Here is a 15,159-nt window from a genome sequence, read left to right as displayed (position 1 = left end):
GCTCGGTGTCCCACAGCAACTGGGTGCGCAGCGTGGGGCGCTCGGCGGCGGTGACACCGGTGAGGTCGATGGTGCGGGTGAGGCGCTTGTAGCCGGCGGCGGCCGTGCACACCGATAGTCAGCCCGTCCAGTCACGCGGACGCGCGGTGGATCAGTGTCGTTGGGAGGATCAGGCCGCCCTCGGCCTGGTCCTGCGCGTCCGTGCCGTCGAGTGTGCGTAGGAGTAGGCGGGCCATCAGGCGGCCCATTTCTTCTATGTCCTGGCGGACCGTGGTGAGTGGGGGTTCCGTTTGTTCGGCGATGGGGAGCATGTCGTCGAAACCGACGACCGCCACGTCGTCCGGCACCCGGCGGCCCCGCTCGCGCAGCACGCGCAGCGCGCCCGCTGCCATGAGGTCGTTGGCGGCGAACACCGCGTCCAGGCCGGGGCGGCGGTCGAGGAGTTGCCGCATCGCCCGCTCGCCGCTCGCCGAGGTGAAGTCGCCCTCCACGACCAGCCGGGGATCGGCGCCGGCCACGGCGTCGCGGTAGCCGTCGAGCCGGTCCACGGCCGATGTCTGGTCGAGGGCGCCGGTGATGTGGGCGATGCGGCTGCGGCCGAGGCCGATGAGATGGCGTACGGCGTCGCGGGCGCCGCCCCGGTTGTCGCTGTCGACGTAGACGACGCCGCCCCGGCCGCCGTTGAAGTCGGGCCGGCCGCCGAACACGGCCGGGACGCCGGCGCGCTGGATCAGTTCGGGCAGCGGGTCGTCGATGTGGAGCGAGAACACCAGGGCGCCGTCGACATGGCCGCCGGCGAGGTAGCGGCCGACGCGGGCGTGGTCGTCGCGGTCCTCGGTGAGGAGCAGGACGAGCTGGTTGTCGTGGGCGGTCAGTTCCTTGCTGATGCCGCGCAGCTGGCGGGCGAAGAAGGGGTCGGCGAAGACGCGGGTCTCCGGTTCGGCGACGATGACGGCGACGGCGTCGTGCCGCTTCGTCACCAGGCTGCGGGCGGCCTGGTTGGGGACGTACCCGAGTTCTTCCACCGCCTGCCTCACCCGTTCGGCCAGGGGTTCGCGCACCCCGTCGGAACCGTTGACCACGCGGGAGACCGTGGCCCGGGACACCCCGGCCCGTGCGGCCACCGCCTCCAGCGTGGGGCGCGGCACTGTCTCGGTCACTTGGGCGCTCCTCACCTGCGGCTGCGGGAAAGGATAGTGGCGCCGTCAGTGCTCGTGCGTCGGCTCCTCCTCGGCGGCGGGCTCATGAGCGTGCTCGTGTGCGTCCGGGTCGTACCCCGGGATGGTGCCGTCCGGTTTCTTCACCAGGAACAGGCCGACCATCCCCATGTCGGAGTGGCTCTGGACATGGCAGTGGTACATCCAGGCGCCCGCTCCGACGCCCTCCCCCGCGATGATCTGGAAGCCGAAGGAGTCGGCGGGGCCGCAGATCTTGTTGTCGATGACCTGGCTCGGGTCGTCCGGCCCGGTGAGCATGCCGGTGCGGTTGTCGGCCCAGCGGTGACCGTGCATATGGAAGGTGTGGTAGTACTCGCCGTGTGTGATCATGACGATCTCGACGCGGTCGCCCACGGTGGCCTCGAAGTTGGGGCCGGTGTGGGCGGGCTTGTTGTTGATCGACATGTTGTTGAAGACGATGGTGTGGGTGGCGTCGGGCAGGACGTCGCCCTTGCGGCGGACGATCACGGGGCCGTAGAGCCCGTTGCGGATGCCTCCGGTGCCGTGCGCCGTGCCGACGACGTGGTCGTGGTAGTGCCAGTAGCCGGCGCTGCCCGCCCGCCAGGTGCCGTCGGAGCGCCGGCCCGGCTTGTGGGTGCGCCAGGTGTAGGTGCGGGTGCCGCCGGGCTCGACGTCGCTCTTGTTCTGCTTGGTGCCGTCGCTGGAGATCTCGTAGTCGAGGCCGTGGACGTGCAGGCTCACGGGGACGTCCATGGTGTTCTCGAACTCGATGTGCAGGGTGTCGCCCTCGTTGAGCTCGATCAGGGGGCCGGGAATGGACGCCTTGCCCTTCGCGAAGCCGTACCCCATCTGTCCGCCGTCCAGCCGTTCGGCGTACATCTTGATGCGCCGCACCTCGCCTCCGGCGGGCGCGGTCTTCGCCGGTCTGTTCGCGCTCACGGCCTCGGGCGCGAGGGACAACGATGTCGCCGCTGCGGCGCTGCCCAGCAGTACCCGCCGGTTGAAACCGCGTCTGTCCATGCCGAACTCCCCATGTGGCTGTCATGAACCTGGGAAACCGTAGCTGCCGCCCCGCTGTTTATCCACACTCAGGACAAAGTTTGGTTCATTGCTGCGATAGGTATTGGCGTGTGACGCAAAGAGGTCTAGCTTCCTTGACGCTGTTGCTGCGACCGAGGAGGGGTGGGTGGCCACGTGCGGTCCACATCGCATCAAGAACCCGCGCACAGGGGCGGGTTGAGCACATCGAGCACCTCGAACGCACGAAGGACGAGAACGAGACGACGCGCCTGGGCAGCCACCGTGGCCGCCGGCGCCGTCGCCGCCGGACTGCTGTCGGGTCCAGCCGCCAGCGCGCGCCCGGCCCCGGATCCGTCCCTGACAACGATGTCCATCAAGTCGCCACCCGGCGGCGCGAACGTCCGTGTGCTGCTGTTCCACGGCTCGGCGGCGGGCGGTGACGAGTCGCCCCTGGTGAACGCCGGGATCGCGGCGATCGAGACGATCGGGCTCTCCGGCCCGGCGGAGCAGCGGTTCAAGGTGACCGCCACCGACGACGCCTCGGTCTTCACCAACGCCAAGAAGCTGGGCCGGTTCAACACCGTCGTCTTCCTGACCGGCGGCGGCGACGTCCTCGACCCGGACCAGGAGGCGGGCCTGGAGGCGTACATGGAGGCCGGCGGCGGTTTCGTCGGTCTGCACGACGCCGCCCGCGCGGAGCCGTACTCGGACTGGTTCACCGGTCTGATCGGCGCCCGCCCGGCCGCCACGAGCCCCGACAAGGTGCAGCGGGCGACCGTGGAGGTCGGCGACCGCGCGCATCCGGCGACCAAGGGTCTGCCGATGCAGTGGAAGCGGCCCGACAAGTGGCTGAACTGGGTGAAGAACCCCTCCGGCGACGTGCACACGGTCGCCAGGGTGCGCGAGTCGACGTACGCGCCCGGTGCGGGCGCCAACGGCTGGGACCACCCGGTCAGCTGGTGCCGTGACTACGACGGCGGCCGGTCCTTCTACACCGGCATGGGCGGCACGGTGTCGTCGTACGACGAGACCGACTTCCGTGAGCATCTGCGCGGCGCCCTGCTGTGGACCAACCGGCTGGTGCGGGCCGACTGCAAGGCGACCATCACCGGCAACTACAAGGCGGAGCGCCTGACCAAGCCCAACCAGCCCGGCCAGAACGACCAGATCGGCGAGCCGCACGGCCTGGTCACCGCCCCCGACGGACGGGTCTTCTACATCGGCCGGGGCGGCGCGGACGCCTCGCAGCCCGTGGTCACCGACTGGAACGACCCCGACATCGGCAAGGGCAAGGGCGAGATCCACATCTACGACCCGAAGACCGGGAAGGTCACCCTGGCCGGGGCGCTCACCGTCTTCGGCAACAAGGGCGGAGGGGACGAGCTGAGGAAGGTCGAGGAGGGCCTGCTCGGCATCGAACTGGACCCGGCGTTCGAGAAGAACGGGTGGGTGTACCTGCACTACACGCCCCACTCGGAGATCAACCGGGACACCCATACGGCCGAGCGGCGGGTCTCCCGCTTCACGCTCGACCAGGCCACCGCCAAGCTGGACCTGAGCAGCGAGCAGGTGCTGCTGAAGTGGCCGGTGCAGATCCACAGCTGCTGCCACGCGGGCGGCGGGATGGCCTGGGACTCCAAGGGCAACCTGTACATCGCCACCGGTGACACCAACTCCAGCGGCTTCAGCGGCGGTTATTCGGGCAACAACCCCGAGCCCAACTTCAAGGGCGTGTCCTTCGCGGACGCGCGCCGCACGGCCGGCAACACCAACAACCTCAACGGCAAGATCCTGCGCATCCACCCCGAGCCGGACGGCACGTACACCCTCCCCGAGGGCAACCTGTTCACCGGCGAGGAGACCGCCGAGGGCGGCGGCAAGACGCGCGGCGAGATCTATGTGATGGGTGTGCGCAACCCGGCGCGCATCTCCGTCGACAAGAAGACCGACATCCTCTACGCGGGCTGGGTCGGCCCGGACGCCGGTTCCCCGTCGCCCGTCTGGGGTCCGGCGAAGTACGACACGTTCGCCGTGATCACCGAGGCGTCCAACCGCGGCTGGCCGTACTGCATGGGCAACAAGCAGCCCTACCGGGACCGCAACCTGCCGGACCCGTCCAAGCCGCTCGGCTGGTACGACTGCGACCACCCGAAGAACGAGTCGCCGAACAACGACGGTTTGGTCAATCTGCCGCCGGTGACCGGCAACAACATCTGGTACTCGCCGCAGGGCGGCGCCCCGGACTACCCGCGCGACGCGAACGGCGTCCCGTCGTATGTGCCGGACGAGGCCACGTACCGGCTGCCCTGGCTGAAGGGCGGCGGACAGGCCGCGATGAACGGCCCGGTCTACCGCTACGACGCCGGCAGCTCCAGTGACGTCAAGTGGCCGGCCTACTGGGACGGCAAGTGGTTCGTCGGTGACTTCTACGACGCCGACCAGCCGCGCAACGCGGTGCTCATGGACCCGAAGACGCAGGGCGACGGCGGTCTTCCGGTGCACTCGGAGTCCCTGAAGAAGATCGTGCCCGTCGGCAACGACGGCATTAGAAACCTGATGGGCTGGACGTTCGGTCCGGACGGCGCGCTGTACGTCCTCGACTACGGCCGCGGCTTCTTCACCTCGGACGCCAAGTCCGCGCTGTGGCGGGTCACTTACAAGGGCGGCGGCCCGACCCCGGCCGCCGGTCAACTGGCGAGGAGGGCCGGATGAAACCAGTGACACGGAAACCAAGAGTGTGGGCCGGCCTGCTGGCCGCCCTGCTGATGATGCTCGGTCTCCAGACGACGACGTCCTCCGCCGGCGAGTCCGGCTCCACGGCAGGCGAGGCGGCGGCGCAGGTGCTCACCTGGACCGCGGGCGACGGCATCACCGCGTACACGTCCGCGCCGAAGACCGCGGTGGCCGGTCCGGCGACGATCGTCTTCGAGAACAGCGCGGCCACCGGCAACACCACCGGCATGCCGCACACGCTGACGTTCGTGACCTCCGACCCGGAGTTCAACAACGACGTCCAGCTCAACATCATGGCCAGTCCTGGTGACGCCCAGGGCGGCAAGCACACCGCGGAGGTGACGCTCACCCCGGGCCGGTACTTCTACCACTGCACCATCCCCGGCCACCCCGAGATGCAGGGCATCCTGACGGTGACCGAGGGCGGCGGCGAGGACACCACCGCTCCGGAGGCCACGGCGAAGGTGACGGGCGCGCAGAACGACAAGGGCGAGTACGTCGGTTCGGCGTCCGTGGCCCTCGAGGCCACGGACGACGGTTCGGGCGTGGACCGGATCGAGTACGCCCTCGGAGCCGACGGCGCCTGGCAGCCGTACACCGCCCCGGTGGTCGTCGACCAGGTCGGCGCGCACACGGTGCGCTACCGCGCCCTGGACAAGGCGGGCAATGTCTCGGCGGAGAGGAGCGTCGCCTTCACCGTCGTCGCGCCGCCGACGGACGACACCACCGCGCCGGAGACCTCGGCGACGGTGGACGGCGAGAAGAACGACGACGGTGCCTATATCGACATGGCGACGGTCACCGTCACCGCGTCCGACACCGGCTCCGGCGTCAACACGATCGAGTACGCCCTCGGTGCCGACGGCCCCTGGCAGGCGTACACCGGACCGGTGATGGTGCACGAGGTGGGCACGCACACCGTGCGTTACCGCGCCACCGACAAGGCGGGCAACGCGGCGGCGGCCAAGAGCGTGGAGTTCACCGTCGTCGCCGCTCCCCCGCAGGACACCACCCCGCCGGCGACCGGCGTGACCGTGGAGGGCACCAGGAACTCCGACGGCGCGTACGTCGGTGACGCCACCGTGACCGTCACCGCGGACGACGGGCACGGGGGTTCCGGTGTCGCGGCCGTCGAGTACTCGCTCGACGGCGGCCCGTACCTGGCCTACACCGGGCCCGTGGTCGTCGACCGGGCGGGCCGGCACACCGTGGCCTACCGGGCGAGCGACCGGGCCGGCAACACCTCCGAGCCGCTCACCGTGAGCTTCACGGTCGTGGCGGACGGCGGGGTTCCCGCGCCCAACTGCCCGGAGTACGACGAGCGGTTGACGGTGTTCGTCGGCACGGTCGACTCGGGTGTGCCGAACCGGGTGACCAACAACCGCTGCCGGATCGGTGAGCTGATCGAGGACGAGAAGGAGTGGACCTCCCAGGCGCTGTTCCTCAAGCATGTGAAGAGCGTCCTGGACGGGCTCACCAAGCAAGGGGTCATCGACAAGCGGGAGAGGCGGGCGATCAACCAGGCCGCCCGTCAGTCCGGCATCGGCAAGCCCGGCCAGACCGAGGGCTACCGCAAGATCCTCGACGGCACCCAGGAGACGTTCGCCAAGTGGGAGCACGTGGGCGGCGGTTCCTTCGCACTGAACCCGGACGGGTCGATCACCTCCGGCACCACCCAAGGAGGCCTGGGCATGCTGTGGTTCCCCGAGCGCAAGTACGGCGACTTCTCGCTGAAGCTCCAGTGGCGTGACGACGCCCCGGGCACCGGGAACGCCAACTCCGGTGTGTTCGTGCGGTTCCCGCAGATCCACGACCACCCGGAGGAGCCCCGGCCGGAGTGGGCCGCCATCAAGTTCGGGCACGAGATCCAGGTGTTCGACTCGCCCACCGGCGACATGTACAAGACCGGCTCCGTCTACGGCTTCGACCGGGTGGGCCTGGCCGGCGCCGGCGTGACGCAGAAGGGCACCTGGAACGACTACGAGATCCGCGTGGTGGACCAGCACTACTCGGTCTACCGCAACGGCGTGCTGATCAACGAGTTCGACAACATCGGCGGCCAGGACTTCACCCCGCCGCGCTCGGACGACCCGGGCACGGACGGGCGGCGGTTCGCCTCCGGCTACATCGGACTGCAGGTGCACGGCACGTCGGACGTCGTGTCGTATCGGGACGTCCGGATCAAGGACCTGTAGTACCGGCGGGTACTGCGGTCCCCCCGGGTCAGGAGGCCGAGGGTTTCGGCTTCCTGGCCCGGCTCGGCTGGACCCGGCTGGGCTCGCCCGGCATCTTCGGATACTCGGGCGGGTACGGCAGATCGCCCAGGCCGTGGTCGCGTTCCTCACGGCGGGCGAGTTCGAGCAGGGGCTCCAGCGAGAAGGCGTGATCGTCCATGTCCGCGTGCACATCGCCGAGTTCGGCGAAGCGCGCGGGCATGGTCATGATGTCGAAGTCCCGCGGATGCGCGACTCCTACCTCCTCCCAGCGCAGCGGCGCCGAGACGGGAGCGTGCGGGTGGGGCCGTACGGAATAGGCGGAGGCGATGGTGCGGTCGCGGGCGGTCTGGTTGTAGTCGACGAAGATGCGTTCGCCGCGCTCCTCCTTCCACCACTTGATGGTGACCTGCTCCGGCATCCGGCGTTCCAGTTCCCGGCCCACGGCGATGGCGGCACGGCGGACCTGGGTGAAGGTCCAGCGCGGTTCGATCGGCACGAACACATGGATGCCGCGTCCCCCGGAGGTCTTGGGCCAGCCGCGCAGCCCGTACGCGTCGAGGACGGCGCGCAGTTCACCGGCGGCCCGGGCGGCGTCGTCGTAGTCGGTGCCGGGCTGCGGATCGAGGTCGATGCGGAGCTCGTCGGGGTGGTCCACATCCGTGCGGCGCACCGGCCAGGGGTGGAAGACGAGCGTGCCGTACTGGGCCGCCCACACCACGGCCGCCTCCTCGGTGGGGCACATCTCGTCGGCGCTGCGGCCGCTGGGGAAGGTGATGTGCGCGGTGGGGATCCAGTCGGGCATGCCCTTCGGGGCGCGCTTCTGGTAGAACCACTCGCCGGTGATGCCGTCGGGGTAGCGCTGCAGCGTGGTGGGCCGTTCGCGCAGGGCGCGCAGCAGACCGGGGGCGACCGCCTGGTAGTAGCGGGCGACGTCCAGCTTGGTGTAGCCGCACTCCGGGAAGAAGACCTTGTCCGGACTGGACACCCGTACGGTCCGGCCGGCCACCTCGAGTTCCACCGCGTCACCCATGCGTGCCACGGTAGGGGCACCCCGCATACCTCGCACACCGGGCGGCAACGGGCGGTACCGGCCGGGGGCGCGCAGAATCGGAGCATGGATCTTCCCGTCATGCCGCCCGTGAAGCCGATGCTCGCCAAGTCCGTGGCGAAGATCCCGCCCGGGATGCAGTACGAGGCCAAGTGGGACGGGTTCCGGGCGATCGTGTTCCGCGACGGGGACGAGGTCGAGCTGGGAAGCCGTACGGGAAAGCCGCTGACCAGGTATTTTCCCGAGGTGGTGGCGGCGCTGCGGGAGCGGGTGCCGGAGCGCTGTGTGCTGGACGGCGAGATCGTCATCGCCCGGGAGGGGCATCTCGACTTCGACGCGCTCACCGAGCGCATCCATCCGGCGGAGTCGCGGGTGCGGATGCTCGCCGAGCGGACCCCGGCGTCCTTCGTCGCCTTCGACATCCTGGCGCTGGCGGACGAGTCGCTGCTGGACGTCCCGCTGTCGGACCGCCGGGAGCTGCTGGTCCGGGCGCTGGAGGGGGTCACGCCTCCGGTGCATGTGGCACCGGCGACGACCGATATCGAGGTGGCGCGGGGGTGGTTCGAGCAGTTCGAGGGGGCGGGTCTGGACGGTGTGATCGCCAAGCCGCTCGATCTGCGCTACCGCCAGGACGAGCGGGCGATGTTCAAGATCAAGCACGAGCGCACAGCCGACGTGGTCGTCGCCGGGTACCGGCTGCACAAGAGCGGCCCGGTGGTGGGGTCGCTGCTGCTGGGTCTGTACGACGACAGCGGCCGGCTCCAGCACGTCGGCGTGGCCGCGGCGTTCTCGATGAAGCGGCGCGCGGAGCTGATCGAGGAACTGGAGCCGCTGCGGATGGACGACGTGTCGGGCCATCCGTGGGCGGCCTGGGCGGAGGAGGAGGCTCATGAGTCGGCGCGGCTGCCCGGGGCGCCGAGCCGCTGGTCGGGGCGCAAGGACCTGTCGTGGGTGCCGGTGCGGCCGGAGCGGGTGGCCGAGGTGGCCTACGACCACATGGAGAAGGGGCAGCGCTTCCGGCACACCGCCCGCTTCCGTCGCTGGCGCCCGGACCGCGCCCCCGAGAGCTGCACCTACGCGCAGTTGCAGGAGCCGGTCCGCTACGACCTGGCCGAGGTCCTCAGCGGGTCGTGAGTCAGGGCTGCATCAGCACCTTGACCGCGCCGTCGCGCTTCTCCTGGAACATCGCGTAGGCCTCCGGTGCCTCGCTCAAGGGCAGCCGGTGGGTGGCGAAGTCGTCCACGCCGAGGGGGTCCTCGTCGGTGAGGTAGGGGATGATCTCGTCGCTCCAGCGGCGTACGTTCGCCTGGCCCATGCGGATCTGGATCTGCTTGTCGAACAGGGTGAGCATGGGCATCGGGTCGGCCATGCCGCCGTAGACGCCGACGATCGAGAGGGTGCCGCCGCGGCGTACCAACTCGATGGCGGTGTGGAGGGCGGCGAGGCGGTCCACGCTGAAGCGTTCCGCCATCGCACCGCTCAGTTTGCGCGGCAGCAGCGCCGAGGCGTTCTGCACCATGCGGGCCGCGGCGCTGCCGTGGGCCTCGGTGCCGACGGCGTCGATCACGGCGTCGGGGCCGCGTCCGTCGGTCTGGTCGCGGATGGCGGTGAGAAGTTCCTTCTCGTCGTCGAAGGAGCGCAGGTCGAAGGTCTCCACGCCCCGTTCCTTGGCCCGGTTCAGCCGCTCCGGGACCAGGTCCACGCCGAACACCCGTCCGGCGCCCCGGACCTGGGCGACCCGGCAGGCCATGTCGCCGATGGGGCCGAGCCCGAGCACGGCGAGGCTGCCGCCCTCGGGTATCCCGGCATAGGACACCGCCTGCCAAGCGGTGGGCAGGACGTCGGAGAGGTAGACGAAGCGGTCGTCGGACGGCCCCTCGGGGACCTTGATCGGGCCGTACTGGGCCTGCGGGACCCGCAGGTACTCGGCCTGCGCGCCCGGCACCGCGCCGTACAGCCGGGTGTAGCCGAACAGGGCGGCGCCCATGCCCTCGGCGCTGACCTCGGTGGTCTCGCACTGGGTGGGCAGTCCGGTCAGGCACATCCAGCAGTTGCCGCAGGCGATCTGGAACGGCACCACGACGCGGTCGCCGACCTGGAGGTCGGGCACCGCCGCGCCGACCTCCTCGACGATCCCCATCGGCTCGTGGCCGAGGATGTCACCCGGGGTCATGAACGGCGCCAGCACCTCGTACAGATGCAGGTCGGATCCGCACAGTCCGGTGGAGGTGATGCGGATGACCGCGTCCGTCGGCTCCTCGATCCTTGGGTCGGGCACGTTCTCCACGCGTACGTCCCGCTTTCCCTGCCAGGTCAGTGCCCTCATCGCCGCCCGCTCCCTCCGTGCCGGACCGTGTGGTGGGCGTCCGGGTACCCGAGCGGCCGGATGCGAACCGGCGGCCGCTGAGCCGAACGGCGGACGCCACCGCGCGGGTGCACCTTCGTTCCGCTCTGGCCAGAGACGATCAGAAAAGCGCACAATCGAGACAACGGGTGACATGAGGCGGGCGCGGTGGCAACGGTGGGCACGGAACGAAGGGCACGAAGGGCGCGCCTACGGCGCGGTACGGGGGCGAGGATGCTGCTGGCCGCCGCACTGGCGGCCGGGCTGGCCGCGGGATGCACGACGTCGGACGGTCCGCGCGACGACGGCCGGGGGCAGGCCGGCGCGTCACCGTCCCGGCCCGGCGGAGAGGACGTCCCCCCGGTGCTGGCCGTCAAGATCGACAACGCCCCCGCCGCCCGCCCCCAGACCGGTCTGGACGCCGCCGACGTGGTGTACGCCGAACAGGTCGAGGGCGGGAGCAGCAGGCTGATCGCCGTGTACGCCACCGAGCTGCCGGACTCCGTCGGGCCGGTGCGCAGCGCCCGTGAGTCCGATCTGGAGCTGCTGCGCCAGTTCCACCGGCCGTTGCTGGCCTTCTCCGGGGCGCAGAGCAAGCTGCTGCCGCTGATCGAGGAGGAGCCGCTGGAGGCGGTGACACCCCGGACGGAGCCGGCCGCCTACACCCGGGATCCCGGCCGGTCCGCTCCGCACAATCTGTATCTGCGCCCGGACCGGATCATGGACGACCCTCCCGGCGAGGCCGCCCTGACCACCGGTTTCCGCTTCGGCCCGCCCCCGGCGGACGGCGAGCCCCGAAACGAGCTCACGGTCCGCTACCCCGCCGCCGGCTTCACCTTCACCTGGTCCGCGGATCGCGCCCGGTGGCTGGTCTCGATGGACGGCGCACCGGCGGTCACCACGGAGGGCGAGCGGCTGGCGCCCGCGACGGTCGTCGTGCAGTACGTGACCGTACGCGCCTCGGGTTTCCGGGACTTCCTCGGCAACAACACCCCGTTCACCGAGACGGTGGGCTCCGGGGACGCCACCGTGCTGCGCGACGGACGCGCGTACCGGGCGGACTGGAAGCGCCCGGCCGCCGAGGACGGCACCTCCTTCACCACCGACGCCGGCGACCCCCTGAACTTCGCACGCGGCCAGGTGTGGGTGGTGTTCGCGAAGGCGCCGTGAGCCGGTCCGGTAGGTGCGGGGCGCGCGGGGCGGGGTGGGGATCGCGCAGGCCCTCGGCCATGCCGCACAAGCCCACGCTCACCGCGCGGCGGCCCCGGCACGCACGGTCAGCCCACGGTGGGTGCGGCAGAGGACGAGCGTCGACCGCGGCCTGGCCCGCCCAGTCCGCTCAGGGACCTGCTCCGCCTGGTCGGGGTCGGCGGCGCGGCCCGGGAGGCTCAGCGGGAGCGGCTCCCGCACGTCTCCGTGCCGACGCTGTCGGTGGCCGGCCGGGAGCATCCTGCGACACCGCCCGCGCATCTGCGGCGGATCGCGGACGCGGTGCCGGACGCCGCCCTGGTGGAGCTCCCCGGCGCCTCGCTCCTGGCGCCGGCCCCGTGTCGCTGACCGCGGTGCGGGCGCACTTCGGCGGCACCGCGGCCCGCGGGATGGCGGTACGACGCGAGGTGCTCGGAGACGGGTACGTGGACCGGGCGCAGGCCCCCCAGACGTCGTTCACCTGGCGAGATCTGGAGATCGGCGCGGTGCTGTTGCGGACGGCCGTGTACTGCGGGGTTCCGGCCGCCAACGCGGCGTTCGCCACGGCCCAGCGGGTGCCGGCGGAGGACGGCCGGGAGCCGCGCACCCCTGGGCACCGCGCTAGCGGAGTCCCGCGCACGTCTCCAGTTCCGCCCGGGCCCGCTCCGCGAGTCCGTCCGCACCGCAGGAGCGGGCGAGGGCCAGTCCGCGTTCGAGGTCGGGGGCGGAGCGGGCGAGGGTGCCGTACTCCACGCGGGCCGCGGCGTGTTCGTACTGGCAGGGCGAGGACTCCAGGTAGGTGACCGCCTGGCCGGCGAGACGGACCGCGCGCTGACCGGTCTCCAGGGCGGCGGCGACGCGCACGGCCTCTCCTATCGCCGTGTCCGTGCCGAGGCGCTCGGCGCGCCGGCGGATGTCCACGGCCAGCCGGGCGGCGCGGGCGGGGTCCTCGGCGGCGAGGGCGCGGGCCAGGTCGGCGGCGGCGAAGACATGCACGGGGTTGTGGTGGCCGCGGGTGGCCGCCGCCTTCTCGGCCGCCTCCAGTTCGTTGATGCCGTCCTTGGTGCGGCCGACGGCCAGCAGCAGCCGGCCGCGTACGGAGCCCAGGTCGGGGAGGACGATGGTGGACGGGTAGGGCGGTGCGAAGTCGTGCCGTTCGGCCGTCGCCCAGGCTTCGTCGACATGGCCGCGCGCGAGCAGGGTGTCGACGAGGTTGCAGGTGGCGGTCCAGTACAGGGGCAGTCCGCGGCCGACGCGCTCGGCGAGGCGCAGGGACTCGCGCAGTGATTCCTCCGCCGCCTCCAGCCGGCCCCGCCTGCGGTGGGCCAGGCCGACGTAGGCGTGTGCCAGGGCCAGGTGACCGCCGCCCCAGCCCGCCGTGTCGTAGGCGTGCAGGGCTTCGCTGTAGAGGCTTTCGGCACGGTCGAGGCGGTCGCTGTAGGCGTAGGAACTCGCCAGCATCAGCAGCAGTTCGACGCTCCACTCGGAGTCGGTCCAGCCGAGGCCGGGCGCGAGGCGGCCGTTGACGAGGGCGCGGTCGCAGACCTCGGCGATCTCCTCGGCGTTCTCGCCGCGCATCATGGCGTCGAAGCCGCGCAGGATGAGCAGCGCCCGTTCGGAGTTGTCGCGGCCGGTGCAGGTGGCGGCGAGCCGGGCGAGGCGCTCGGAGCGGCCGGGTGTGACGGTCTCGCCGGCGTGGAGGCCCTCCCACATGAACCGCACTGCCTGGAGGCGGAGTTGGGCGGGACCCGGGTCGAGCCGGGCGGCCTCCGCCTCGACGGTGCGGACGGCCTCCTCCATCTGGTCGTTGTGGAGCAGCGCCTGGGAGAGCCGGATCACGGCGTCCAGACGGCGTTCCCCGTCGAGGCCGGGCATGCCGAGCGCGGTCCGCAGATGGCCGATGGTGCGGGCGGGTGCGGTGAGGAAGGTGGCGCTGCCCAGTTCGTACAGGACCTGTGCGTGGACCTCTGGGCGGGGCGGTTCGTCGAGGGCGCGTTCCAGGCAGCGGCGGGCGGCGTCGGGGGCGCCGACGGCGAGGTGTTCGCGGGCGGCCTCGCGCAGTTGCCAGACGAGTTCCTCGTCGTCGTCCGGGTGCACTTCGAGGAGGTGGCGGGCGGCGGCCGCGGCGCCGCGTCCGGAGTCGGTGACGATCCGGGCGGCTATGCCGTGCATGGCCCGGCGCAGGGCGTCGGGGATGGAGTTGTACACGGCGGTGGCGATCAGCGGGTGCACGAATTCCAGAGCGCCGGATCCGGTGCCGCCCGTGGTGGCGGGGTCGGGCGGGGTGAGGATGCGGGCGGTGCGCAGGAGTTCGGCGCAGCGCACGGCGTCGTCCCTGCCGAGGGTGGCGAGCCGGGCCACCAGGTCGACGGTGATGTCGCTGCCCAGGATGGCGGCGGCCCAGGCGAACCGGGTGGCGTCGATGCCGAGTTGTTCCAGCCGGGCGACGAGGCCGCCGCCGCGGGCGGAGCGGTTGAGCTCGCGCAGCTCTCCGGCGTGTGCCTCGACGGGGTCGAGTTCGCTGTCCTGGACCTTGGCGAGGAGCTCGACGGCCTCGTAGGGGTTGCCGGCGGTGACGGCCCATACCTCGCGGCAGAACGCGGCGTCGGCGTGCTCGCCCAGGGTGGCGCGGGTGAGTCCGGCCGCGGCGTCCGGGGTGAGGGCGCTGAGGGTGGTCACGGGGCGGTCGGCCGCGGCGGCGACGGCGTCCAGGTGCCGGGCTCCGGTTCCGGAGATCTCGCCGGGCCGGCGGGCGACCACGACGAGGACGGACAGGTCGGCCAGGCGCTCGGTGAACGTGGCGAGCCAGTACAGGGTCTCCTGGTCGGCCCAGTGGGCGTCGTCGATGAGCAGGACCAACGGCCAGTCTCGGCGGGCGAGTCGGCGGACGGCGGCGACCAGGCCCCGGCACACCCCCTGCGGGTCGGGGTGCCGGTCGCCGGGGCTGGCTACGCCGAGGGCGGGGCCGGCGATGTCGTACCAGTCGCCGAGGTACTCGCGTGCCTCCTCCGGCAGCATCGACACGAGGGCGGGCTGGAGGAGTTGGCGCAGGACGTTGAAGGGGACGGAGCGCAGGGTCTCGCCGCCGCGGGCCGACCAGACGGTGCAGCCGCGTCGTTCGGCGATGCGCCGGGTCTCCGCCAGCAGCGCGGTCTTGCCGAGCCCGGCCTCGCCCTGGAGCACCAGGAGGCTGCCCGGCGAGGAGCGGTCGGCGCACAGGGTGTCGACGGCCTCCTCGATCGCGGCGACTTCCTCGTCACGCTCCCACAGGGAAGCCGAGGAAGCGGCCCGGGGCCGTACCTCCGTCATCCCGCTACCTCCCCGAGTCGCCCGAATGACGTACCGGTGCCGAGCGTAGTCCTCCTCCGGTCCGAACGGGCCCGGTCGGCACACGTGTTGCCGTGACGAGTGACACCCGGCACACCGCGTCGA

Annotated in this window: 9 protein-coding genes and 1 pseudogene; 5 read left to right on the top strand and 5 right to left on the bottom strand. The window is 71.6% G+C overall.

Features of this window, described 5'->3' with window-relative positions; all coding sequences use genetic code 11:
* Nucleotides 1-131: 131 nt before the first annotated feature.
* Together AB0L56_RS10865 and AB0L56_RS10860 are read right to left on the bottom strand one after the other, a co-directional pair.
* Nucleotides 132-1,160, bottom strand: a complete 1,029-nt coding sequence (locus AB0L56_RS10865; RefSeq protein ID WP_361029641.1) for a LacI family DNA-binding transcriptional regulator — start codon at nt 1,158-1,160, stop codon at nt 132-134.
* Nucleotides 1,161-1,205: 45 nt separating this feature from the next.
* A complete protein-coding gene (locus tag AB0L56_RS10860; protein ID WP_365421390.1) occupies nt 1,206-2,198 on the bottom strand; it encodes a multicopper oxidase domain-containing protein in 993 nt (330 codons plus the stop codon).
* A 282-nt stretch (nt 2,199-2,480) separates the two neighbouring features.
* On the opposite strand from AB0L56_RS10860, the gene AB0L56_RS10855 reads away from it, so the two are divergent.
* Both AB0L56_RS10855 and AB0L56_RS10850 read left to right on the top strand, forming a co-directional pair.
* Nucleotides 2,481-4,910, top strand: coding sequence for a ThuA domain-containing protein (locus tag AB0L56_RS10855; protein WP_365421387.1), 2,430 nt, complete (start codon nt 2,481-2,483; stop codon nt 4,908-4,910).
* A gap of 23 nt (nt 4,911-4,933) precedes the next feature.
* Nucleotides 4,934-7,126 (top strand): family 16 glycoside hydrolase, encoded by a 2,193-nt coding sequence (locus AB0L56_RS10850; protein WP_365421438.1) that lies wholly within the window; start codon nt 4,934-4,936, stop codon nt 7,124-7,126.
* A 28-nt stretch (nt 7,127-7,154) separates the two neighbouring features.
* On the opposite strand, the gene ligD is transcribed toward AB0L56_RS10850, so the two are convergent.
* Nucleotides 7,155-8,177 (bottom strand): non-homologous end-joining DNA ligase, encoded by a 1,023-nt coding sequence (gene ligD, locus AB0L56_RS10845; protein WP_365421384.1) that lies wholly within the window; start codon nt 8,175-8,177, stop codon nt 7,155-7,157.
* A gap of 84 nt (nt 8,178-8,261) precedes the next feature.
* On the opposite strand from ligD, the gene AB0L56_RS10840 reads away from it, so the two are divergent.
* Nucleotides 8,262-9,329 (top strand): ATP-dependent DNA ligase, encoded by a 1,068-nt coding sequence (locus tag AB0L56_RS10840; RefSeq protein WP_365421381.1) that lies wholly within the window; start codon nt 8,262-8,264, stop codon nt 9,327-9,329.
* Between the two features lies 1 nt (nt 9,330).
* Here AB0L56_RS10840 and AB0L56_RS10835 read toward each other — a convergent pair whose 3' ends face one another.
* Nucleotides 9,331-10,521: a zinc-dependent alcohol dehydrogenase gene (locus AB0L56_RS10835; protein ID WP_365421378.1), complete on the bottom strand. Its 1,191-nt coding sequence runs from the start codon at nt 10,519-10,521 to the stop codon at nt 9,331-9,333.
* A 252-nt stretch (nt 10,522-10,773) separates the two neighbouring features.
* On the opposite strand from AB0L56_RS10835, the gene AB0L56_RS10830 reads away from it, so the two are divergent.
* Both AB0L56_RS10830 and AB0L56_RS10825 read left to right on the top strand, forming a co-directional pair.
* Nucleotides 10,774-11,709: a DUF3048 domain-containing protein gene (locus AB0L56_RS10830; protein WP_365421375.1), complete on the top strand. Its 936-nt coding sequence runs from the start codon at nt 10,774-10,776 to the stop codon at nt 11,707-11,709.
* Nucleotides 11,710-11,931: 222 nt separating this feature from the next.
* Nucleotides 11,932-12,320 (top strand): annotated as a pseudogene (locus AB0L56_RS10825) (4-carboxymuconolactone decarboxylase); the annotation flags it as partial.
* 28 nt (nt 12,321-12,348) lie between these two features.
* Here AB0L56_RS10825 and AB0L56_RS10820 read toward each other — a convergent pair.
* A complete protein-coding gene (locus tag AB0L56_RS10820; RefSeq protein ID WP_365421372.1) occupies nt 12,349-15,036 on the bottom strand; it encodes an AAA family ATPase in 2,688 nt (895 codons plus the stop codon).
* Nucleotides 15,037-15,159: the final 123 nt, after the last annotated feature.

This window comes from Streptomyces sp. NPDC052079 (assembly GCF_040680275.1).
Classification (GTDB): Bacteria; Actinomycetota; Actinomycetes; order Streptomycetales; family Streptomycetaceae; genus Streptomyces.
Note: the sequence above shows the minus strand (reverse complement) of the source record. Positions and strands in the feature narration are given on the sequence as shown.